Source organism: Bradyrhizobium sp. CCBAU 45389 (assembly GCF_028128625.1).
GTDB lineage: Bacteria > Pseudomonadota > Alphaproteobacteria > Rhizobiales > Xanthobacteraceae > Bradyrhizobium > Bradyrhizobium liaoningense_B.
Window position 1 is genome coordinate 116,917 of record NZ_LBIY01000092.1, and the last position, 20,812, is coordinate 137,728.

The 20,812-nt window shown below is 65.4% G+C and carries 26 protein-coding genes; 5 read left to right on the plus strand and 21 right to left on the minus strand.

What is annotated here, in order from left to right; all coding sequences use genetic code 11:
* Positions 1–40 precede the first annotated feature (40 nt).
* From plsY to XH79_RS23060, 5 genes are all read right to left on the minus strand, one after another.
* On the minus strand, positions 41–727 hold the full coding sequence (plsY, locus tag XH79_RS23040; RefSeq protein ID WP_271583035.1) for a glycerol-3-phosphate 1-O-acyltransferase PlsY: 687 nt from the start codon (positions 725–727) through the stop codon (positions 41–43).
* A gap of 140 nt (positions 728–867) precedes the next feature.
* Positions 868–1,653, minus strand: a complete 786-nt coding sequence (locus XH79_RS23045) for a class I SAM-dependent methyltransferase (RefSeq protein ID WP_212341546.1) — start codon at positions 1,651–1,653, stop codon at positions 868–870.
* Positions 1,654–1,751: 98 nt separating this feature from the next.
* Positions 1,752–2,390: a ferric reductase-like transmembrane domain-containing protein gene (locus XH79_RS23050; RefSeq protein ID WP_271583036.1), complete on the minus strand. Its 639-nt coding sequence runs from the start codon at positions 2,388–2,390 to the stop codon at positions 1,752–1,754.
* A gap of 12 nt (positions 2,391–2,402) precedes the next feature.
* Positions 2,403–2,906, minus strand: coding sequence for a Twin-arginine translocation pathway signal (locus XH79_RS23055; protein ID WP_271583037.1), 504 nt, complete (start codon positions 2,904–2,906; stop codon positions 2,403–2,405).
* Positions 2,907–3,137: 231 nt separating this feature from the next.
* Complete coding sequence (locus tag XH79_RS23060) at positions 3,138–3,314, minus strand: hypothetical protein (RefSeq protein ID WP_192859540.1); 177 nt, start codon at positions 3,312–3,314, stop codon at positions 3,138–3,140.
* 263 nt (positions 3,315–3,577) lie between these two features.
* Between XH79_RS23060 and XH79_RS23065 the strand changes: the two genes are divergently transcribed.
* Positions 3,578–4,585, plus strand: coding sequence for an LLM class flavin-dependent oxidoreductase (locus tag XH79_RS23065; protein WP_271583038.1), 1,008 nt, complete (start codon positions 3,578–3,580; stop codon positions 4,583–4,585).
* A 115-nt stretch (positions 4,586–4,700) separates the two neighbouring features.
* Here the strand turns inward: XH79_RS23065 and XH79_RS23070 are convergent, their stop codons facing one another.
* Genes XH79_RS23070 through XH79_RS23095 form a run of 6 tightly spaced genes read right to left on the minus strand, consistent with a single transcriptional unit; the run spans position 4,701 to position 9,316 of the window.
* Positions 4,701–5,576 carry an amidohydrolase family protein gene (locus XH79_RS23070; RefSeq protein WP_271583039.1) on the minus strand — a complete coding sequence of 292 codons (876 nt, stop codon included), beginning with the start codon at positions 5,574–5,576 and terminating at the stop codon, positions 4,701–4,703.
* A gap of 12 nt (positions 5,577–5,588) precedes the next feature.
* Complete coding sequence (locus tag XH79_RS23075; protein WP_271583040.1) at positions 5,589–5,984, minus strand: RidA family protein; 396 nt, start codon at positions 5,982–5,984, stop codon at positions 5,589–5,591.
* Between the two features lie 22 nt (positions 5,985–6,006).
* A complete protein-coding gene (gene hpaH, locus XH79_RS23080; protein WP_271583041.1) occupies positions 6,007–6,810 on the minus strand; it encodes a 2-oxo-hept-4-ene-1,7-dioate hydratase in 804 nt (267 codons plus the stop codon).
* A 3-nt stretch (positions 6,811–6,813) separates the two neighbouring features.
* The gene (locus XH79_RS23085) at positions 6,814–7,674 is read right to left on the minus strand and encodes a fumarylacetoacetate hydrolase family protein (protein ID WP_271583042.1); all 861 of its coding nucleotides are present in this window, start codon (positions 7,672–7,674) and stop codon (positions 6,814–6,816) included.
* A 55-nt stretch (positions 7,675–7,729) separates the two neighbouring features.
* Positions 7,730–8,347, minus strand: a complete 618-nt coding sequence (locus tag XH79_RS23090) for a flavin reductase family protein (RefSeq protein ID WP_271583043.1) — start codon at positions 8,345–8,347, stop codon at positions 7,730–7,732.
* A 3-nt stretch (positions 8,348–8,350) separates the two neighbouring features.
* Positions 8,351–9,316 (minus strand): Bug family tripartite tricarboxylate transporter substrate binding protein, encoded by a 966-nt coding sequence (locus tag XH79_RS23095; RefSeq protein ID WP_271583044.1) that lies wholly within the window; start codon positions 9,314–9,316, stop codon positions 8,351–8,353.
* 132 nt (positions 9,317–9,448) lie between these two features.
* Here XH79_RS23095 and XH79_RS23100 point away from each other — a divergent pair, with 132 nt between their 5' ends.
* The 4 genes from XH79_RS23100 to XH79_RS23115 all read left to right on the plus strand — a co-directional run bounded on the left by XH79_RS23100 (position 9,449) and on the right by XH79_RS23115 (position 13,211).
* The gene (locus XH79_RS23100) at positions 9,449–10,240 is read left to right on the plus strand and encodes an IclR family transcriptional regulator (RefSeq protein WP_271583045.1); all 792 of its coding nucleotides are present in this window, start codon (positions 9,449–9,451) and stop codon (positions 10,238–10,240) included.
* 315 nt (positions 10,241–10,555) lie between these two features.
* Positions 10,556–11,851: an O-acetylhomoserine aminocarboxypropyltransferase gene (locus XH79_RS23105; RefSeq protein WP_271583046.1), complete on the plus strand. Its 1,296-nt coding sequence runs from the start codon at positions 10,556–10,558 to the stop codon at positions 11,849–11,851.
* A 4-nt stretch (positions 11,852–11,855) separates the two neighbouring features.
* Positions 11,856–12,638 carry an alpha/beta fold hydrolase gene (locus XH79_RS23110; RefSeq protein ID WP_271583047.1) on the plus strand — a complete coding sequence of 261 codons (783 nt, stop codon included), beginning with the start codon at positions 11,856–11,858 and terminating at the stop codon, positions 12,636–12,638.
* A 69-nt stretch (positions 12,639–12,707) separates the two neighbouring features.
* Complete coding sequence (locus XH79_RS23115; protein ID WP_271583048.1) at positions 12,708–13,211, plus strand: DUF6496 domain-containing protein; 504 nt, start codon at positions 12,708–12,710, stop codon at positions 13,209–13,211.
* A gap of 14 nt (positions 13,212–13,225) precedes the next feature.
* Here the strand turns inward: XH79_RS23115 and XH79_RS23120 are convergent, their stop codons facing one another.
* The 10 genes from XH79_RS23120 to XH79_RS23165 form a co-directional block, all read right to left on the minus strand.
* A complete protein-coding gene (locus XH79_RS23120; RefSeq protein WP_271583049.1) occupies positions 13,226–14,179 on the minus strand; it encodes an aliphatic sulfonate ABC transporter substrate-binding protein in 954 nt (317 codons plus the stop codon).
* 21 nt (positions 14,180–14,200) lie between these two features.
* Positions 14,201–14,422 (minus strand): hypothetical protein, encoded by a 222-nt coding sequence (locus XH79_RS23125; protein ID WP_063693420.1) that lies wholly within the window; start codon positions 14,420–14,422, stop codon positions 14,201–14,203.
* Between the two features lie 59 nt (positions 14,423–14,481).
* Positions 14,482–14,655, minus strand: coding sequence for a hypothetical protein (locus tag XH79_RS23130; RefSeq protein ID WP_271583050.1), 174 nt, complete (start codon positions 14,653–14,655; stop codon positions 14,482–14,484).
* A gap of 282 nt (positions 14,656–14,937) precedes the next feature.
* Complete coding sequence (locus XH79_RS23135; RefSeq protein ID WP_271583051.1) at positions 14,938–15,549, minus strand: pyridoxamine 5'-phosphate oxidase family protein; 612 nt, start codon at positions 15,547–15,549, stop codon at positions 14,938–14,940.
* 24 nt (positions 15,550–15,573) lie between these two features.
* Positions 15,574–16,170 carry a phosphonate metabolism protein/1,5-bisphosphokinase (PRPP-forming) PhnN gene (gene phnN / locus XH79_RS23140; protein WP_271583052.1) on the minus strand — a complete coding sequence of 199 codons (597 nt, stop codon included), beginning with the start codon at positions 16,168–16,170 and terminating at the stop codon, positions 15,574–15,576.
* Entirely contained in the window at positions 16,167–17,324 is a 1,158-nt protein-coding gene (locus tag XH79_RS23145; RefSeq protein ID WP_271583053.1) for an alpha-D-ribose 1-methylphosphonate 5-triphosphate diphosphatase, read from the minus strand. The genes phnN and XH79_RS23145 overlap by 4 nt, the downstream gene beginning before the upstream one ends.
* A 5-nt stretch (positions 17,325–17,329) precedes the next feature.
* A complete protein-coding gene (gene phnL / locus XH79_RS23150) occupies positions 17,330–18,025 on the minus strand; it encodes a phosphonate C-P lyase system protein PhnL (protein WP_271583158.1) in 696 nt (231 codons plus the stop codon).
* Between the two features lie 8 nt (positions 18,026–18,033).
* Positions 18,034–18,831, minus strand: coding sequence for a phosphonate C-P lyase system protein PhnK (phnK, locus tag XH79_RS23155; protein ID WP_271583054.1), 798 nt, complete (start codon positions 18,829–18,831; stop codon positions 18,034–18,036).
* On the minus strand, positions 18,824–19,708 hold the full coding sequence (locus tag XH79_RS23160) for an alpha-D-ribose 1-methylphosphonate 5-phosphate C-P-lyase PhnJ (RefSeq protein WP_271583055.1): 885 nt from the start codon (positions 19,706–19,708) through the stop codon (positions 18,824–18,826). The genes phnK and XH79_RS23160 overlap by 8 nt, the downstream gene beginning before the upstream one ends.
* Positions 19,705–20,808, minus strand: a complete 1,104-nt coding sequence (locus tag XH79_RS23165; RefSeq protein ID WP_271583056.1) for a carbon-phosphorus lyase complex subunit PhnI — start codon at positions 20,806–20,808, stop codon at positions 19,705–19,707. Before XH79_RS23165 ends, XH79_RS23160 begins: the two co-directional genes overlap by 4 nt.
* Positions 20,809–20,812 lie beyond the last annotated feature (4 nt).

The window sequence follows — 20,812 nt, forward strand, 5'->3', positions numbered from 1 at the left end:
TACTTGCGGCAAGCAGAGCACGTATCGGCGCCGGCGGCGGCTACACTTGCGCTCCTGCCTTCGTATCCGGCCCGCTTCGACCGAGGCGCGGCTCCGTTCCCGTCAGCAGCCGTTGAATGTTGGCGCGATGGCGAAAGATCACGTAGATGCCGCCTCCGATCACCAGCAACCGATAGGGCAACGGTTGCGCAAAGGCGCAGACCAGAACGATTGCGGTCAATGAAGCGAGCATCGAGCTCAGGGAGACGATCCTGGCAATGGCGAGCACGAGGCCGAAGACCGCGGCAGTTCCCAATCCCACGGGCCACGACATCGCCAATAGCACGCCGAGCCCGGTCGCCGCCGACTTGCCGCCTGTGAAGCTCAGCCAGATCGAGCGGCTATGCCCGAGCAGCACGGCAATTCCGGCCAGGCAAACGGCCCGTGGCACCCAGGTTTGCATGTCGGACGCTGTCGGCGGCATCGGGGACAGTGCGGCATAGAGCCAGGGACAGAACGCGCGGGCAACGATGATCGCCGCCACGCCTTTCAGCACGTCGGCGACCAGCACCACCAGTGCGGGCCATGTTCCAAGGGTCCGCAAGACATTCGTGGCGCCGGTGGATCTGGAGCCATGCTGACGAATATCGATGCCTCGAAGGAGTTTCCCCGCCAGATAGCCCGTGGGGATCGAACCCAGGAGATAGGCGATCACCAATGCGAACGAGCCTGCTGTCCAGAAAGCCATGGGATGAGTTGCCTTCGAAAAATGTCGAGGGCAACACCTTAGCGCGTGGGATGGGTCGAGCGAAGCGAAACCCGTCAGACTCGCGCGGTGGCGAGGATGATGGGTTTCGCTAGTGCTCGACCCATCCTCCGTGCTGCAAGCTATTTGGGCCGGCGTCCCCTGATCGCATGCGCGCGCGCACTGCAGGTGATGCGACCATCGGCATCCGCCGGCAGGCGCGCACGCGCCCGCGCGATGAGCGTCTCGACGTCTGCGGGTTTCATCGCTGCAATGGCAGGCCGAAGCGAAGGAGACTTCAGATTGATGGCCCAGAACTCGTCGAAACTCGAATAAGTCCGCTGCACCGTAATCTCGCGCGTTTGCACGTCCTCGAGGCCTGCTCCGGCCCACAGCTCGCGCAACGCTTCCATGCGAGATGCGTCCAGCCGTGGCGGGCGAGTTGCCGCAAGGCCCATTGCCTTCATCTCGTCGTAGATTGGATCGAGCGGAAAGCCGCCGAACATGTCCCACATATACGTCACGACCGCACCGCCGGGGACAACGACCCGCACCATTTCGCTGACGCCCTTGGCGGGATCCGGAACGAACACGAGAACCAACGCCATCACGGCCGCATCGAAGCTGCCGTCGGCGAAAGGCAGCGCCATGGCATCACCCTGGCGAAACTTTGCCACGCGCGCTGCAGGTCGCGTGCGCGCAAAAGCGAGTTGCTCGGCCGAGGGATCAATGCCCTGGACCTCGAGGGGGCTGCAGCGCTCGACCAGGAGTTCAGTGAAGGCCCCGTTGCCGCAGCCGATGTCGATCCACCGCAAGCCGGCAGGAGGTGCCAGCCAATCAAGGAATATCTCGCCGGCGAACCGGCTCCAGATTCCCATCATCTGCTCGTAGGCGGCACCGTCGTCGAAGTGAATTGTCTGCTCTGCCATTCCGAGATCCTCCCGGCCCGATGACGATCCTTCGCGCGCCATTCTGCGCACAAAGGAGGGAAGCGGGAAAGTCTCGGACGTGACCCGGCCGGCGCGGCTCACTGCCGCGCAATGCTCTCGCCGCGCAGCGCCCGTCGCTTCCGCCACACCTGCAGGTCAATCATGACTTTCACGGTTGCCGCGAGGACGAGCGCGCACAGCGCCGCCTTCGAGATCGTCTCCATCGTCCCCTCGATCAGCAGGCAATGGACCACGCTTGCTGCGACGATGACGATCGCGAGCGGCATATGAACGAAGCGCCAGGTTCGCGGTCGCAGTCCCAATCGCCGGCGCAGTGCCGCCAGAAGCGCGACGATGAAGATGGCCCACATGGCAATGACGCCAAAGGGGGAGAACGGCGTCGGCGACGAGAAGGTCAGCGCGTCGATCATGTCGGGCGGGCTGGTGATCCAGAGGCCGGCGACATGGATCACGATCGCCAACGCGAGCGCGCCGCCGATCCAGTGATGGGCGCGCCGTCCGCGATAGGCCGTCAGCGGCGCCAAGTAACCGCCGATCAGCAGCGGCTGAACCAGCACGAGGCCCAGCGCAATGATGCCGGCAAATCCGGCGAGGATGTAGACCGGACCGCGCCATGCCAGCTGCTCGCTTGCCGCAGCAAGCGCGATCGGCACGCCGATGGCAACGGCAAGGGCGGCCCAGATCAGGATCATCCGGGCCGATTTCCACCCCGTCATTCGTACGTCCGATCAGGCCGGCTGCAGGACGAAGTGCGCCTCGAGGCTGGTCTCCTTTGCGCTGCGCATCACCGGGCGCAGGAAGACGGTCTTGAATTCACCGCTGTCATAGGCGAGGTGACCATGCGGCTGGCCGAAGATCGGAATGATCTGCGGCATCTCGAGCCGGAACTTGCCGTCCTTGTCGGTGAGCGTGGCGCCGTGGCTCTGCGGCTCGTGCTCCTGCCCTTCGACCGTGTGCGCCCAGATCTGGATGCGCTGTCCGGCCAGCGGCGCCCCGTCGCCGGCACGGCGCACGGTGCCGCTCATCCAGAAGCCGCCCTTGCCGATCCGCTCCACGATCGCCGCGCCCTTGCGGTAATTATTCGCTCCGCCCGACATCGACTCGGTCGGCGCGAGGCCGTCCGCGCGGGCGGGCAACAAGAGCCCGGGTACGCCGGCGGCCAGAATTCCGGTTGCGAGAACGGAGCCGCCGCCGGCGAGGAGGTTGCGGCGATTGAGTACGACAACGGTCATGTCAGTTCCTCCTGGCGACCGTGCAATGGCTTCGCCAAGGGTACAACAACAGGCGCAAAACGCCCAGTTGGGACAAAGGGCGCAACAGGTCGCAATAACAGTGTTGTGAACGGGTGCGGGCCGCTCGGACAGCTTCTTAGGATGGGTAGAGCGAAGCGAAACCCATCGAGGCCTTGTTGGATGACGAAACATGATGGGTTTCGCAAGTGCTCTACCCATCCTCCGCGCTATTCAGCCGCGCTTGCCCTGCTGTCGTTCAAGGCGGAGCCTTTGTGCTCTCATACGTTTTATCTCTTCATTGAGAGCGTCGGTCTTTTCATCGAGGCGTGAATTCTCTGATTTCGGCTCGTCGCGCTGACGTATCTTTTCGAGCGCTTTCTCAACCGAGAGCTTGGTCGGATCGGCCATCATGTCTCTCCAGGAAGGAAATCGAAGCAAACCAATGCTGCAAGTGAAAATGAAGCCGGGTTCCGAATATTGACGTAAGTCAAGCCTGCGCTGAAAGTCCGCTGGGTCAAAGACGTTGTCCGGGCAGCTCGCCGGCCACCCACAACAATTCCGAATGGCATCGTTGCGCCCGTGTCCGATCGACACTGCAACGCTAACATTCAGACCGGACGGTATTACATATGGAGCCCCGGCGCGTTGCGCCCCCTCACCGGTACTCTCGCATGATCCCCTTCTCCGTGCTCGACCTGGCTCCCATCCGTCAGGGCGGCGATGCGTCGCAGGCGTTTCGCAATTCGCTCGATCTTGCCCAGCATGCGGAGAAATGGGGCTACAAGCGCTTCTGGCTGGCCGAGCATCACAACATGACGGGCATCGCGAGCGCGGCGACGTCGGTGGTAATCGGACATGTCGCAGGGGGCACCAAGACGATCCGCGTCGGGTCCGGCGGCATCATGCTGCCGAACCATTCGCCGCTGGTCATCGCCGAGCAGTTCGGCACGCTGGAGTCGCTCTATCCCGGGCGGATCGATCTCGGGCTCGGGCGGGCGCCGGGCACCGACCAGTTCACGGCGCGGGCGCTGCGGCGCGACCTTGCCACCACGTCCGAGAATTTTCCGCATGACGTGCTGGAGCTGCAGGCGCTGCTCGGCGAATTGCAGCCGAACCAGGCGATCCGCGCCGTGCCCGGCATGGGGACGAAGGTGCCGCTCTGGATCCTGGGCTCGAGCACGTTTGGCGCGCAGCTTGCGGCCATGCTCGGCATGCCCTTCGCGTTTGCCTCGCATTTCGCGCCGCAGATGATGATGCCGGCGCTGCGCGAATATCGCGCGCGCTTCGAACCCTCGGCCCAGCTCGACAAGCCCTATGCGATGGTCGGCGTCAACGTGTTCGCCGCCGACAGCGATGCGGAGGCGCAGCGCATGTTCTCCTCGCTGCAGCAGCAGTTCATCAATCTGCGCCGCGGCACGCCAGGGCCCCTCCCGCCGCCGGTGGACGACATGGACGCACTGTGGTCGCCGGCCGAGAAGGCGGGCGTCGGCCAGTCGCTGTCCTGCTCCGCGGTCGGCTCGCCTGAAGTGGTCGAAGAGAAGCTGAAGGCACTGATCCTTGAGACCGGCGCAGACGAATTGATGACGACGGGGCAGATCTACGACCACGCCGCGCGGCTGCGCTCGTTCGAGATCGCGGCCGCGGTGCGCGACCGGCTGGCGACGCGGCCGGTGGGGTGAGCGCGGGGACCACGCCCGTCATTGCGAGCGAAGCGAAGCAATCCAGAATCTTTCCGCGACGGCAGTCTGGATTGCTTCGTCGCTTCGCTCCTCGCAATGACGCCGGACCATTTTGCTAGTCCGCGAATCCAAACAGCTTCGCCGGATTGCTCACCAAAATCCTCTCCAGCTCGGTCTGGTCCGCGACATAGCGGTACATCAGCTCGAGCAGGTCGGCATCGTTCGGCGGCTGCTTGACGGAGACCGGGTGCGGCCAATCGCTGGCCCAGACACAGCGGTCGGGGGCCGCTTCGATATAGGCACGGGCGATCGGGATCACGTCGTCATAGGGCGGGCCGGCCTTCGAGGTCTTCTCGCCGAGCGACAGCATGACCCAGAAATTGCCCTTGGCCAGCAACTCCAGCATCTTGACCAGATTCGGATCGTTCTTGCCGGCTTGCGGATCGGGACGCGCCATGTGATCGATCAGCACGGGGACGTCGAGGTTCTCGTACTTGGCGACGCTGGAGACGATGCCGTCCTTCTCCGGCTGGATCTTGACGTACCAGCCGAGCTCGCGGATGCGCGCGATCGCACGGGCGAAATCGGCATCCGAGAGCACGGCACCGAGCTCCTGGCGGAAGCTGAAGCGGGCGCCGCGGACGCCGGCATCATGCAGCTTGGAAAGATAGGAGTCGCCCGCTTCCGCGAACACCAGCGCGTTGGCGCAGCCGCGATAGTTCGGGCCCATCGCGGCGAGGCCGTCGAGCACGACGGCATGATCGGCGCCGTAGGTTGTGGTCTGCACGATGATGCCGCGCTCGATGCCGAGCGTCTTGTGCACGCGCAGCGCCGCTTCCCAGGTCGCGGTCGGCATCCGGTAAGCCGCGCCGGGACGCTCTGGATATTTATCGATGGGACCCAGCACGTGGAACTGGCTGTCGATGGTCTTCGGCGGCGGCGCCTTCACCGGGCGGCGCGGATTGGGATCGAACGGCAGATAGGTCGGCATGCAGATGCTCCTTCAGTCGATCACGGCGGTGAAGTCGCACTGCACCAGCGCGCCGCCATCCATGTTGTCCATCGGCAGCGCGTGGCGCGCCGGGCGCGAATGCTCGTCCGGAAACATCTTCAGCCACTCGACATTGACCGGGCCGCGCTGCGTGCGGTCCTTCAGCCACACCGTCATCTTGATGATGTCGTCGGTGGTGCCGCCGGCGGCCTCCACCGTCGCCTTCATATGCGCGAACATGTTGGCGCATTGGGCGTCGAGGCTCTCGGGCATCGCATTGGTCGCGGGATCGCGGCCGAGGATGACGCCCGACATCACGAGATTGCCGATGCGGCAGGCGTTCGGGATCGGATTGACGTGCTTGAAGCCGCCGATATGGATGCTCTTGCGCCGCGTTTGACCGGTCATGGTGCGCTCCCTCTTTATTGGTTTAGACGAACTGGCACGACACCGAGCCGAAGGCGCCGTAGTCGGCGTGGAAGGTGTCGCCGCGGCGGATGTCGACTGGACGCGTGAACGATCCCGCCAGCACCACCTCGCCAGCGGCGAGATATTCGTCATGCGGCGCGAGGCGGTTGGCGAGCCAGGCGATGCCGTTGGCGGGGTGATTGAGCACGCCGGCGGCAAGGCCAGTCTCCTCGACCTCGCCGTTGCGGAACAGGAGCGCGCCGATCCAGCGCAGGTCCGCATCCATCGGGCGGATCGGCCGGCCGCCGAGCACCAGCGCGGCGTTGGCCGCGTTGTCCGAGATCGTGTCCATCACCTTGCGCGTCTTGCCCGTCTCGGGGTCGACGCGATGCATGCGCGTCTCCAGAATCTCCAGCGCGGGCGTGACGTAGTCGGTGGCGTTGAGCACGTCGAAGATGGTGCAGTCGGGCCCGCGCAGCGGCGCTTTCAGCACGAAGGCGAGCTCGACCTCGATCCGCGGCGCGTGGAAGCGATCGAACGGGATCGGCGTGGCGTCGGCATAGAACATGTCGGCGAACAGCACGCCGTAATCGGGCTCGTTGATGCCGACCGCGTTCTGCATCGCCTTCGAGGTCAGCCCGATCTTGTGCCCCTTGATGACGCGGCCGCGGCCGAGCTGAAGCTTTGTCCAGGTGCGCTGGACCGCGTAGGCATCCTCGATGCTGAAGTCCGGATACTCTTTCGAGAACATCGGGATCAACGTCTTGGTGCGCTCGGCCTCGTCCAGCCGCGCGGCAAGGCGTTCGATCGTGGCACTACCCAGCATGATTTATTGCTCCGCGGCGACCGTGTTGCGCAGCACACCGATGCGGCTGGACTCGACCTCGACGACGTCGCCGACCTTCAGCCAGCGCGGCGGATCGAAGCGCGCGCCCGCGCCGGTCGGCGTGCCCGTGACGATCATGTCGCCGGGCTTCAGCGTGGCGAAGGTGGAGAGATAGGAGATGATGAAATCGAACGGGAACATCAGCCGTTCGGTCGTATCCTGCTGCCGTACCTCGCCGTTGACACGCGTGACGATGTCATGCGGCCCGCGCGGGTCGAGCTCGTCCGCCGTGACGATCCACGGACCGATGCTACCGGACCGATCGAAGTTCTTTCCTTGCGTGACGTTGAACTTGCCGTGGCGCAGCCAGTCGCGGATCGTGCCCTCGTTGCACAAGGTCATACCGAAGATGTGCGACCAAGCCTGTTCGCGCGGGATGTGGCGGCCGCCCTGCCCGATCACGATGACGAGCTCGCCTTCATAGTCGAGCTGCTCCGAAACCTTCGGCTTCTCCAGCGACTGGCCGGAGCCGGTCATCGACGACATGCTGCGCACGAACAGGCTGGGATATTTGGGCAGGTCCGAATTGTCTTTGTATTCCGCGTTCCGCTCGGCGTAGTTGACGCCGATGCACCAGAGCTTTTCCGGCGCGAGCACCGGCGGCAGCAGGACGAGCTTGTCCAGCGCATGGTCCGGCTTTTGTCCGGCGACAGCTTCCTTCGCATCGGCAAGCGCATTCGCCGCGATCAGCGCCTTCACATCCGAATAGTCGCGGCCGATCCGGCTGGTCAGATCGACCACGCCGCCTTCCGCGGCCGCGCCATAGCGCGGCGCTCCATCCAGGAGATAGCTCAGGAGTCGCATCGTCAATTCCTCCAATGATCTTGAGGCGGCTGGGCGGGATGACCGGCCCGCGCACTCAGTCCTTCGATTTGGGAGTCTGGAAAACGGTGTTGAGCGTCACGATCTCGCCGAGGGTGGCGTAGCGCGGCCCGCCGATGCGCGCGATCGGATCGAGTGCCTTGGTCTCGACCTTGCCGTCGTTCACGAGACCGTCGCGCAAGTGGAACATGACGACTTCGCCGACGATGAGCCGGCTCTTGGCGTCGCCGAATTCGAGGCACTGCCGAAAGCGGCACTCCATCGCGACCGGCGCCGCGCTAAGCCGCGGCACCTTGATGCGCTCACTTGCGATCGTCTCCAAGCCCAGCTCTGCGACCTCGCTGACTTCAGGCGGATGCTCAATCGAGCTGTCATGCACCGCCTTCATCAGCGGGGTATCAGCGATGTGGATCACATATTCCTCGGTGTCGAGGATGTTGTGCGCGGTGTCCTTGTAGTCGGCGCCCTTGCGGCCGACGCTGATGGCGAGCATCGGCGGCTTCTGCGAGACGAAGGTGAAGGCGCTGAACGGGGCGAGGTTGAGCACGCCCGCGGCCGACAGGCTCGTGACCCACGCGATCGGGCGCGGCACCACGATGCCGGTCATCAGGCGATAGATGCGCTCGGCGCCGAGCTCGGTGGGATCGATCCGCATCGATCATTCAGCCCTGATGTTGGCCTTGCGCACGACCGGAATCCACTTGGCGTCCTCGCGCTCCAGATAGGCCCTGAACTCGTCCGGCGTCATCGCCGTGGCTTCGCCGCCGAGCTTCTCGAACTTGTCGACCACGCCGGGGTCTTTCAGGATCGCGACCAGCGTTTCGTGCAGCTTGTCCACGATCGGCGCCGGCGTGCCAGCGGGGGTGAACAGGCCGGTAAAGGTCTGGCCATCAAAGTCCTTGTAGCCGAGTTCGACGAAAGTCGGCACGTCAGGCAGCGACTTCAGGCGATGCGGTGAGGTGACGGCCAGCGCGCGGAACAGGCCGGCCTTGATGTGCTGCAGGCTGACGGTGAGCTGGTCGAACGCGAACTGCACCTGGCCGCCGAGCAGATCGTTGATCGCCGGCGCATTGCCGCGGTAGTGCGCGGTAACCCATTGCAGCTCGAGGTTCGACTGCATCAGCTCGCTGAGCAGATGGTTGGTCGTGCCGGGGCCGGGCGAGGCCATGGTCAGCTTGCCGGGCTCGCGCTTGGCGAGGTCGATGAATTCCTTGAAGTTGTTGGCCTGCACCGACGGATGCACCTCGAGCACCAGCGGCGTCATCGAGATGGTCGAGATCGGCAGGAAGTCCTTCTTCCAGTTGTAGGCGTCGCGCTTGTTGATCTCGGTCGCAAACAGCACCGGGCCGTTGGCACCGACGAACAGCGTGTAGCCGTCGGGCGCCGACTTCGCGAAGGCTTCGCCCGCGATCATGCCGCCGGCGCCGGCCTTGTTCTCGATGATGAAGGGCTGGCCGAGCTTTTCCTGGAGCTTGTCGGCGATGATGCGCGCGGCGCTGTCGACATTGCCGCCGGCCGGATAGGGCACGATGAGCTTGACGCTGCGGGCGGGCCATTGCTGGCCTGAGGCGGGTCCTGCCAGCATCGCGGCCGCAGCAGCGATGGCAATCCAGATTAATCTCATGTTAACCTCCCAGCAGCGCTTCCAATTCCAGTATCGGGTGCCGATGACGTCGCGCACGGCATCCCGATCGCGGCGCAATCTCCAGATGCGCACTTTACCTGTCGAGTGAATTGTGGCGTTCTTGTCCATATTATGGACAGAACCAGAATAGCCCGCAACGCCATGGAACCGCGGCAGGGCGCGCAGGCGATCCGGCGCGCGCTCGCGGTGCTGCGCATTCTTGCCGCAGGCCGCGAGGACGGTGTGCCATTGGCCGAGGTGGTGCGGACCACCGGTCTCACCCGTCCGACCGTGCACCGCATCATTCACGTGCTGATCGAGGAAGGCATCGTCGAGCGGCACGAGCGCACCGGCCGCTACGCGATCGGCAACCAGGTGCCGGAGCTCGCGCTGGCGCGTCCCCGGCCGTCGCGGCTGCTGATCGCCGCCAATCCCTCGCTGCAACGTGCATCCGCCGCGATCGGCGACACGCTGTTCCTGACGGTGCGCACCGGCAACGACACGCTGTGCGTCGACCGCCGGATCGGAATCTATCCGATCCAGGTGCTGTCGATCGAGGTCGGCGCGCGCCGGCCGCTCGGCGTCTCCAGCGCGGGCGTCGCCATCCTCGCCGCGATGCCGGCGCAGGAGGCGCGAAAAATCGTCGCGGCCAACGAGAAGCGGTTCGAGGCCTACCGGACCGATGTCGCAACGGTGCTCGGCGAGGTCACCGCCGCGCGACGGCTGGGATACGGCATGAGAGAGATCGGCCTCGTGCAGGGCACCAAATCGATCTCGACCTGGATCAAGACGCCGGACGGGCAGCCGGCCGCGGCGATGACCGTCTCCGCCGTTCGCACGAGGCTCGGGCCAAGGCGGGAGCAGGAGGTCGCGGAGATTTTGCTGCGGGAGGCGCGGATCATCGAGCAGGCGATCGGGGGTTAGCTTCACCTCTCCCGCGTGCAGCGCGAAGCCCGCATACGGCCATCCTTCGAGACGCCGCTTTGCGGGCTCCTCAGGATGAGGACTGAGTGCGTGGCAGCAATTTTCACAGGCAAAGCTGCCGCTCAGCCTCATCCTGAGGAGACCGCGGAGCGGTCGTCTCGAAGGACGAGGCGCTCGCTCAGGCCCCGCCAAGCTCACATGCGATAGCTCTGCCGCAAGCAAGCCGCGCACTGTCATCGCACTGTCAATGGCTGACTTCGCACGCGTTTTTATGGCACAACGGCCACCCTTACCGACCGACCAACGAGGCCACGCATGCCCGCGCCAAAACCGCCTGCCTTCGAGACCCTGAGCCTGCATGCGGGCCAGCATCCGGATCCCACGACCGGCGCCCGGGCGGTGCCGATCTACCAGACCACGTCCTACGTGTTCCAGGATTCCGAGCACGCCGCCGCGCTGTTCAACCTGGAGCGCGCCGGCCACATCTATACGCGCATCTCCAATCCGACCACCGGCGTGCTGGAGGAGCGGCTCGCGGCGCTGGAAGGCGGCGTCGGCGCGATCTGCACCGCGAGCGGCCAGGCGGCGATGCATCTGGCCATCGCGACGCTGCTCAGTGCCGGCGACCACATCGTTGCGTCGAGCTCGCTCTATGGCGGCACCATCAACCTCTTGGCACACACGCTGCCGCGCTTCGGCATCACCACGACGTTCGTCAAGCCGCGCGACCTCGACGCGTTCCGCGCCGCGATCAAGCCGAACACGAAACTGGTGATCGGCGAGACCATCGGCAATCCCGGCCTCGAGGTGCTCGACATTCCCAAGGTCGCGGCGATCGCGCATAAGGCAAAGATTCCGCTGCTGATCGACAACACTTTTGCCACGCCCTATCTCAGCCGCCCGATCGAGCTCGGCGCGGACATCGTCATGCATTCGGCGACCAAATGGATTGGCGGCCATGGCATCGCGATTGGCGGCGCCATCGTCGACGGCGGGCGGTTCGACTGGCGCGCCTCCGGCAAATTCGGCGTGCTGACCGAGCCCTATGGCGGCTATCACGGCATCGTCTTCGACGAGCAGTTCGGCACCGCCGCCTTCATCATGCGCGCACGCACCGAGGGCCTGCGCGATTTCGGCGCCTGCCTGTCGCCGACCAATGCGTTCCAGCTTCTGCAAGGCGTCGAGACGCTGGGCGTGCGCATGGACCGCCACATGCAGAACACGTACGCCGTGCTGGAGGCGCTGAAGGCCAACAAGGCCGTCGACTGGGTGCTGCATCCCGCGCTCGAGGACCACACGGACTATCAGCTCGCCAAGACGCTGCTGCCGCGTGGTGCGGGCTCGATCATCTCCTTTGGCATCAAGGGCGGCAGGCCCGCCGGGCGCAAGTTCATCGAGTCGCTGCGCATGATCAGTCATCTCGCCAATGTCGGCGATGCCAAGACGCTGGTGATCCACCCTGCCTCGACCACGCATCAGCAGATGGACGCCGAACAGCTCAAGGCGGCCGGCATCGGCGAGGAGCTGGTGCGGCTCTCGGTCGGCATCGAGACGGCCTCCGACATCATCGACGACCTCAACCAAGCGCTGCGCATCTCGCAAAAGGCCTGACACCATGAAACTTTCCGTCAACGGCACCGATGTGTTTGTCGCAACCGGCGGCCGCGACTTCGACAAGTCGCTGCCCGCGGTGGTCTTCATCCACGGCGCCGGCTTCGATCATTCGACCTGGGCGCTGCATACGCGCTGGTTCGCCCATCACGGCTTTTCCGTGCTCGCGCCCGACCTGCCCGGCCACGGCCGCTCGGCAGGCTCCTCGCTTGGCAGCATTGCAGAGATGGCGGACTGGACCGCGGCGCTGCTCGATGCGGCTGGAGCTGCGAAGGCGCATCTGATCGGCCACTCCATGGGATCGTTGATCTCGCTGGAGACCGCCGCGCGGCACCCCGACAAGGTGTCGGCGCTCAGCCTGATCGGCACTGCCGCGACCATGACGGTTGGCCCGGATCTGCTGAAGGCTGCCGAGGCCAACTCGCAGGATGCCAACGACATGGTCGCGATCTGGGGCCTCGGCTTCAATGCCGAGCTCGGCGGCAGCCTCGCGCCGGGTCTGTGGATGCATGGCGGCGCGCAGGCGGTGCTGAAGGCCTGCGAGCCGGGCGTGCTGTTCAGGGATCTGTCGGCCTGCAATGCCTACGCGAACGCGCTTGCCGCCGCGGCGAGCGTGAAAGCACCGACGACGCTCATTCTCGGCGAGCGGGACATGATGACACCGGCGAAGGCCGGCAAGGCGCTTGCGGCCGCGATCCCGCATGCGAAGACCGTCGTGGTCCCCGGCGCCGGCCACATGATCATGGCCGAGCGCCCCGACGAGTTGCTGGCGGCGCTGAGGAACTAAGCGGATCGATCTCCCGCCTTGCGCGTTGCGGTCAGACATCCCTCTGTCTCAAGAAGGGGAACTCGACCCATGCCAAGACAGGAAGTCATTCGTAAAGCGAAGCAGGACAAGCGCGCCGGCAAGTCGGCCAGCACGCAGGCCGGCGAATTCGTCAAGGACGAGATCGACAGGATCCGGAAGGGAAAGCACGGCGCGCGCTCGACCAAGCAGGCGATCGCCATCGGTCTCTCCGAGGCTCGTCGCGCCGGCGTCGATCTTCCGCCACCGCGCAAGGGACGCACCAAGAAGGCGACGCGCCGCAGCGCCAAATACGCTTACGAGGTCGGCCAGGGCAAACGCACGCCAAAGCGTCGGCCGAAAGTGTCGCGCGCCGTCGAAGGCGTGTTGAAGAAGGAGCCGCGTTCGACCGCATCGCGCGGCGCGCTGTCGAAGCAGGCCAAGCGGGCCGCACGCCGCCGAACCGCAGCGTCCCGCTCGGCCGCCGCGCGGAAAGCGAGCCAAACCAAGGGATCGAAGGTCCGCTCCGCCGCCGCAAAGAAGGCGGCACGCACCCGGGCGCGCCGCCGGAGTTGATCAGTCGCGCCGGCTCACGAGCCCGGCGTCCACTTCCAGACAATGTCGGAGACGTTGACCGGCTTCGGGATCAGACCGAGCTTTGCGAAACGATCGGCGACCGCCTGCTGGCTTGCGATAATTTCTGAATCCAGCGGCACGACGCGGAAATTCGAGCGATCCACGAAACGCCTGACGGCCTCGATATCGACGCCGGTCGCGTCTGCCTGCGCTTTGGCGACGTCCTCGTGGTGCTGGTTGGCCCAGACGCCTTCGGACGCGAAGGTCGTGTTGAGCTTCGCAACCAGCGCCGGATATTTCCCGACGAAATCCGTGTTGGCGATGTAGAACGCATTCGGCTTGTGCACGTCCTTGTCGAAGGCGATGACGCGGGCGCTCTCCCTCAACTCGGCGAGCGCGAGATACGGATCCCAGATCGACCAGGCATCGACCGAGCCCTTGACGAAGGCGGCCGTCGCATCCGCAGGCGCAAGCGGCGCCGGCGTGATGTCGGACCAGGACAGGGCGGCCTTTTCGAGCGCCGCGACCAGGAGATTATGCGCGCTCGATCCCTTGCCGAAGGCGACGCGCTTGCCCTTGAGATCAGCCAGCGTCTTGATGGCTGAGTCCTTCGGCACGATGATCGCCTGGGTGTTGCCGTCGGATTTCACCGCGGCGACGTAGCGGATCTTGGCGCCGCCGGCCTGCGCGAAGATCGGTGGGGAGTCGCCGACATAGCCGAAATCGACGCTGCCGACATTGATGGCCTCCAGTAGCGGCGGACCGAACTGGAAATCGACCCACTTGATCTCGATGCCCAGTGGCTTGAAGGCATTCTCGAGCGTCTGGCGCTGACGCACCGCCGGGAAGAAACCGCCCTTCTGCGTGCCGATGCGGATTTCCGCCGGCTTGTCCTCGGCGTGCGCGGGTGCAGCCAGGGCCGTCGCGAGCAGGAGCGTCGTTGCAAGGATGTGTCGTCGGCTAATCATATCGCGGTCCTTTCACTGGGGTCAGTTGGCGAAGAGTTGCGAGCTCGCGCGACGGCTACGCTCGGAGAACACGGCACGGGCGGCGCGCTCGGCCTCGCGGGCCGAACGGAACTGGCGGCCTTCGAGGCTGTCGAACAGGCGCTCGGAAGAGAAGAAGCGGAAGCCGCGCTCATCCCTCGTGATGATGCCGGCGGCGCGATCGTGGATCTCGATGATGTAGGCGTTGGACTGGGTCTGGGACATGACTGCTCGTTCGCCGGAATTCGGCGTTCCTGTCTTTGGATTTTCGGTGTGAGATGCTGCTAGGAGACGGTCAGCAACAACAACAGGCGCCCGTTGCCGCCGAGAAACAGCGCCGCGTCATGCATGCCTGCATGTCGTTCTGACTGCGCTGGTGGTCGGTTCTCATGGTGCGGCTTGGGCTCAAGGAGCAGTTTCGATGCTGCGAATATCGAGCGGTTGGCACGATTGGTCAATGAAATGGCTATCCATATTTGCGACCGCTGCGCTCGGACGCTTCTCCCGCCCCAAGCACTGACAGACGGATTCATCTCGCGATGAGTTCAACGCGCGCGAGCCGCGGAGCCGTAGGGTGGGCAAAGCGAAGCGTGCCCACCATTTGCGTGTGATTGGCGAGAATTCGTGGGCACGGCGCAAGTGCGCCTTTGCCCACCCTACGATTCCGGACTCGCGCAGACCCCTCACCCGTCTCGCCGCTTTGCGGCGAGCCCTCCCACAAGGAGAGAGGGTAAGAAAGATCACCACATCGTCGCGGCAGCCCGCTCCGGCCAGATGCGGTCGTACTCCGCGCCGCCGACCTTGTTCTGGCTCATCTCGGCGAGGATCTGACCGGGCGTCGGCAGCGTCTTGGGATCGACGCGCTTGTCGGGATTCCAGAGATCGGAGCGGACGATGGCGCGGGCGCACTGGAAATAGATTTCCTCGACGTTCATCACCATCACGCTGCGCGGCGCCTTGCCCTCGACCTTGAACGAGGCCAGCAGTTCCGGATCGACCGAGAGATGCGCGCGGCCATTGGCGCGGACGGCGTTGCCGGAGCCGGGGATCAGGAACATCAGCGAGACCCTGGGGTCGCGCACGATGTTGCGCAGGGAATCGACCCGGTTGTTGCCGCGGCGGTCCGGCAGCATCAGCGTCCTGGGATCGTGGATACGGACGAAGCCGGGCAGATCGCCGCGCGGCGAACAGTCGATGCCCTCCGGGCCGATGGTGGCGAGCGCGGCGAACGGCGCCTTCTCGATGAAGATGCGGTAGAGCGGGGTGACGTGGTCGGCGACTTTCACGGTCGAGGCGTCACCAACGGTACCGTAGATGGCTTCGAGCTGTTCGACCGTTTCGATCACCGTCATTCCACTCTCTCCTGGTTGCGCCGGCTATTCGTGCCAGCCTTCATTCCTGATCACGCGCACGAGCTGGCGGCTGTGATAGTCCGCGCTGCCGGCATTGAGGATGGTGACATCGGCCTGCGCCGACGCGTTATCGACACTGCGCGACAGCCGCTCCGCGATATTGCCGTCGCTGTGCCGGGCGCGCGCGGCGAGGCGCTGCGCCAGAACGTCCGGCGGCGCCGTGATCGCGACCACCACGACGTTTGCATAGCTCTGGCGCAGCGCGCTGATCACGGTGCGCGAGACGTTGGCGACGACCGCGCGGCCGGCGCGGATGTCGTCGTTGATTTCGAGCGGCAGCGCATAGGAATGCCCATGCGCCTCCCAATGCACGGCGAAATCGCCGTGCTCGCGTGCTCGGCGGAAGTCGTCGGGGCTCACCGCGATATTGTCCTCGTCGGCGGAGGACGCGCGCGTCACGATACGGCGCGGGAAGACGATGTCGGGATCATCGCTGCAGGCCGCTTGCGCCAGTCGCAGCAAGGTATCCTTGCCGGCGCCACTCGGACCGACCACGAGCACGAGCCGCCCGGGGCCGATCGCACCCGCCTCGCCTTCGGCCGTGGTCACGGTCTCGCTCATGCGACGCGCTGTCCCTCGCGCCAGACGCTGCGGACCACGGGAACGTGGCCGGCAACGTGCACGCGGATCAGGTCGGCGCGCTTGCCGATCGCGACCTCGCCGCGGTCGATGAGGCCGACCGCCTCGGCCGGCGCCTTCGTGACGGTACGAACCGCGGCCGGAAGGCTGATCGCCGGAACATGCTCGGGCAATTGCAGCGCGGCCATCAGCAGGCTCGACGGGATGTAGTCCGACGACAGGATGTCGAGCAGGCCTTCGCGGGCGAGATCGACCGCGGCGATGTTGCCGGAGTGCGAGCCGCCACGCACGACGTTCGGCGCGCCCATCAGGATGTCGATGCCGGCCTGGTGCAGGCCGCGCGCGGCCTCCAGCGTGGTCGGAAACTCAGCGACCGAGACGCGATCGCGTACGGCATCCGCGACGTTCTCCTCGGTGGTGTCGTCGTGGCTCGCCAGCGGGATCTTGTACTCATGCGCCAGCGCCACGATCTCGCGCATGTTGGCCGCTGCATAGAGTCTCTGATATTCGAAGCGCTTTGCGAACAGCTCGTCGAGCTCGGCATCAGTCTTGCCGCCGCCCTTGCCGCGATAATAGTCGCGCAGCTTGACTTCGTCGCGGAACTGGCGCTGGCCGGGCGTGTGGTCCATCAGCGACATCAGCTTGACGTCGGGACGGTCGATCAGCTCCTTGGCTTCCTCGACCACGCTCGGCATCGGGATCTCGCAGCGCAGATGCAGGAAGTGGTCGGCGCGCAGCAGACTGGCCTCGCGCGCGGTGGTGATCGCGGCGGCGAGCACGCCGGCACGGCCATCGACCTCCTCCGCGCCGTCCTCGCGCCAGACCCGGAGCGAATCGAACACGGTGGTGATGCCTGATGTGGCGAGCTGGCCATCGTAGGAAATGACGGCGGCGACCGGATTCCAGAACACTTTTGGCCGCGGCACGTAGTGCGCCTCGAGGTGATCGGTGTGGAGCTCGATCAGGCCGGGCATGATCAGATCGCCGCCGGCATCCTCGGCGCCCGCAGGCGCAGTCCCATCGCCGATCTCTGCGATGCGTCCGTCGGCAAGAGCGAGCCAACCCTGCTCGATCACCCGGTCAGCCAGCACGATCCTGGCGTTGGCGATCACTGTGTCCTTCGGTTTCATTTCCATGTCCTTCAGGCGGCGGCAAAGCTGGTGACGTCGACGATGCGGTCGGCAATCAGATGACGGATTTCGTCGTCATGGACAATGGCCACCATGGCGACGCCCTGGCGCTTTTTCTCGGCGACCAGCTCGACCACCACAGTGCGGTTGGCGGCATCGAGCGATGCGGTCGGCTCGTCCAGCAGCAGGATCGGCAGGTCCGAGATGAAGCCGCGCGCGATGTTGACGCGCTGCTGCTCGCCGCCGGAGAAGGTCGCGGGCGGAAGCTGCCAGAGCCGCTCGGGGATGTTGAGACGGTGCAGCAGCTCACCGGCGCGCGCCTGGGCGTCGGCCCGGCTCACGCCGTTCACGATCAGCGGCTCGGCGACGACGTCGATGGTGGCCACCCGCGGCACCGCGCGCAGGAACTGGCTGACATAGCCAATGGTGGAACGGCGGATGTTAAGCACCTGACGCGGCTCCGCGGTGGCGAGATCGACCACCGCGCCGCGATGGCGGATGCCGATCCGGCCGCTGTCGCAGCGGTAATTGCCGAAGATCATCTTCAGGATCGACGATTTGCCGGCACCTGATGGGCCGGAGAGCACGACGCATTCGCCGGGGTTGACGTGGAAGGTCACCCCGCTGACGACGGGCAATTCGATGCCGCCTTGCAGGTGCATCGTAAAGGTCTTTTGCGCATCGGCGACGTCGATCATGGCGGTCATCGGAAAGCTCATGGCGGCAGAATCGAGGAGACGAGGAGCTGGGTATAGGGCTCGCGGGGATCGTCGAGCACCTGGTCGGTGAGACCGGTTTCGATGACGCGGCCGCCTTTCATCACCATCACGCGGTGCGACAGGAGGCGTGCGACCGCGAGATCGTGGGTGACGATGACGACGGCGAGGTTCAGCTCGGCGACGAGGCTGCGCAGGAGGTCGAGCAGGCGCGCCTGAACCGATACGTCGAGTCCGCCGGTCGGCTCGTCCATGAATACCAGCCGCGGCTCGGTGACGAGGTTGCGGGCGATCTGAAGACGCTGGCGCATGCCGCCGGAATAGGTGCGCGGCGCATCGTCGATGCGCGCTGTGTCGATCTCGACGCGGGTGAGCCAGTCGGACGCGGTGTCGCGGATGCGGCCGTAGTGATTCCACCCGACCGCCATCAGCCGCTCGCCGACATTGGCGCCGGCGGAGACCGCCATGCGCAGGCCCTGCGCGGGATCCTGATGCACAAAGCCCCAATCGGTGCGGAACAGGAAGCGCCGCTCCGCTTCGCCCAGCGTCGCAAGATCGCGGGTGACGCCGTCGCGCATCCGGTAGGACACATGTCCCGCGCTCGGCGCGAGCTGGCCCGACAGGATCTGCAGCAGCGTCGACTTGCCCGAGCCGGATTCGCCGACAATCGCCAGCACCTCGCCGGGATAGAGCGAGAACGACACGTCGCGGCAGGCGGCGATGCGGCCGAAAGACTTGCTGAGAGACGCCGCCACCAGCAGCGGCTCGTCGTTTTCGAGCGCAGCTTGATCAACCATGCGCCTTCTCCTTGTACGGCGCAGCACTGAGGCTGCCGTGATGGCCGGCGGCCTGGCGGCCCTCGCAATAGTCGGTGTCCGAGCAGACGAACATGCGCCCGCCCTTGTCGTCGGTGACGATCTCGTCGAGGTAGGAGTTTTCCGCGCCGCACAGCGCGCAGGGCGCGTTAAAGCGGTAGGGCTCGAACGGGTGATCCTCGAAATCGAGCGACACCACCTGGGTATAAGGCGGGATGGCGTAGATGCGCTTTTCGCGGCCGGCGCCGAACAATTGCAGCGCCGGGCAATTGTCCATCTTGGGATTGTCGAATTTCGGCGTCGGCGACGGATCCATCACATAGCGCGCGTTGACCTTCACAGGATAGGCGTAGGCTGTGGCGATGTGGCCGAAGCGGGCGATGTCCTCGTAGAGCTTCACATGCATCAGGCCGTATTCGGCGAGCGCATGCATGCGCCGCGTCTCGGTCTCGCGCGGCTCCAGGAAGCGCAGCGGCTCCGGGATCGGCACCTGATAGACCAGCACCTGATTCGCGTGCAGCGCCGTCTCCGGGATGCGGTGACGGGTCTGGATCACCGTTGCCTCGTCCGTCGCGGTCGTCGTGGCGACGCCGGCGGTTTTGGCGAAGAATTTGCGGATCGAGATTGCGTTGGTGGTGTCGTCAGAACCCTGGTCGATCACCTTCAGCACGTCCTGGGGCCCCAGGATCGCAGCGGTGACCTGCACGCCGCCGGTGCCCCAGCCATAGGGCATCGGCATCTCGCGGCTGGCGAACGGCACCTGATAGCCGGGGATCGCGATGGCTTTCAGGATCGCTCGGCGGATCATCCGCTTGGTCTGCTCGTCGAGATAGGCGAAGTTGTAGGCGGGCGCGTTCATTCCGCGGCCTCCTTCATGGCATCGGGCGCATTGGCCTCGGCAAACTCCTGACGCAGCTTGCGCAGCAGGCCGAGCTCGGACTGGAAGTCGACGTAATGCGGCAGCTTCAAATGCTCGACGAAGCCGGTCGCCTGGACGTTATCCGAATGCGACATCACGAATTCCTCGTCTTGCGCCGGGGCGAGTGCCTCCTCGCCGAGCTCGCGGGCTCGCAGCGCGCGATCGACCAGCGCCATCGACATGGTCTTGCGCTCGCTCTGGCCGAAAGCGAGGCCGTAGCCGCGGGTGAAGCACGGCGCTTCCGTCGCAGAACCCTTGAACTGGTTCACCATCTGGCACTCGGTGAGCTCGATCGCGCCGAGCGGCACGGCGAAGCCGACATCTTCCGCCGCGAATTCGACCTCGACTTCGCCGAAGCGGATCTCGCCGACAAAGGGATGGTTGCGGCCATAGCCGCGCTGGGTCGAATAGCCCATCGCGAGGAGAAAGCCTTCGTCGCCGCGCGCGAGGTTTTGCAGGCGGAGGTCGCGGTCGGCCGGGAAATTCAGCGGCTCGCGGGTGAGATCGCCGACGCTGGCGCCCTCTTCGGCTTCCGGCGAGGATTCGATCAGCCCGTCGCGGCCCAGAATGTCGGTGACGCGCGGCGTCGGCGCGGTCGAGGCTTCAGCCACGGCCGGCACTTCCGGCACAAAACCTTCAGCGAGCGAGGGATCGAGCAGGCGGTGGGTATAATCGAAGGTCGGCCCTAGGATCTGGCCGCCGGGAATGTCCTTGAAGGTCGCTGATACCCGTCGCTGCACCCGCATAGCGCCGGTGTTGACCGGCTCGCTGGTGCCGAAGCGCGGCAGGGTCGCACGGAAGGCGCGGACCAGGAAGATCGCCTCGATCAGATCGCCGCGCGCCTGCTTGATCGCGAGCGCCGCGAGCTCGCGATCATAGAGCGAGCCTTCGCTCATGACGCGATCGACGGCAAGCCCGAGCTGCTCCGAGATCTGGTCGAGGGAGATTTCCGTAACGCCCTGATCGCCGCGCCGCTTATGTGCGAGCAGGCGATGGGCGTTCTCGATGGCGCGCTCGCCGCCTTTGACTGCGACATACATGCTT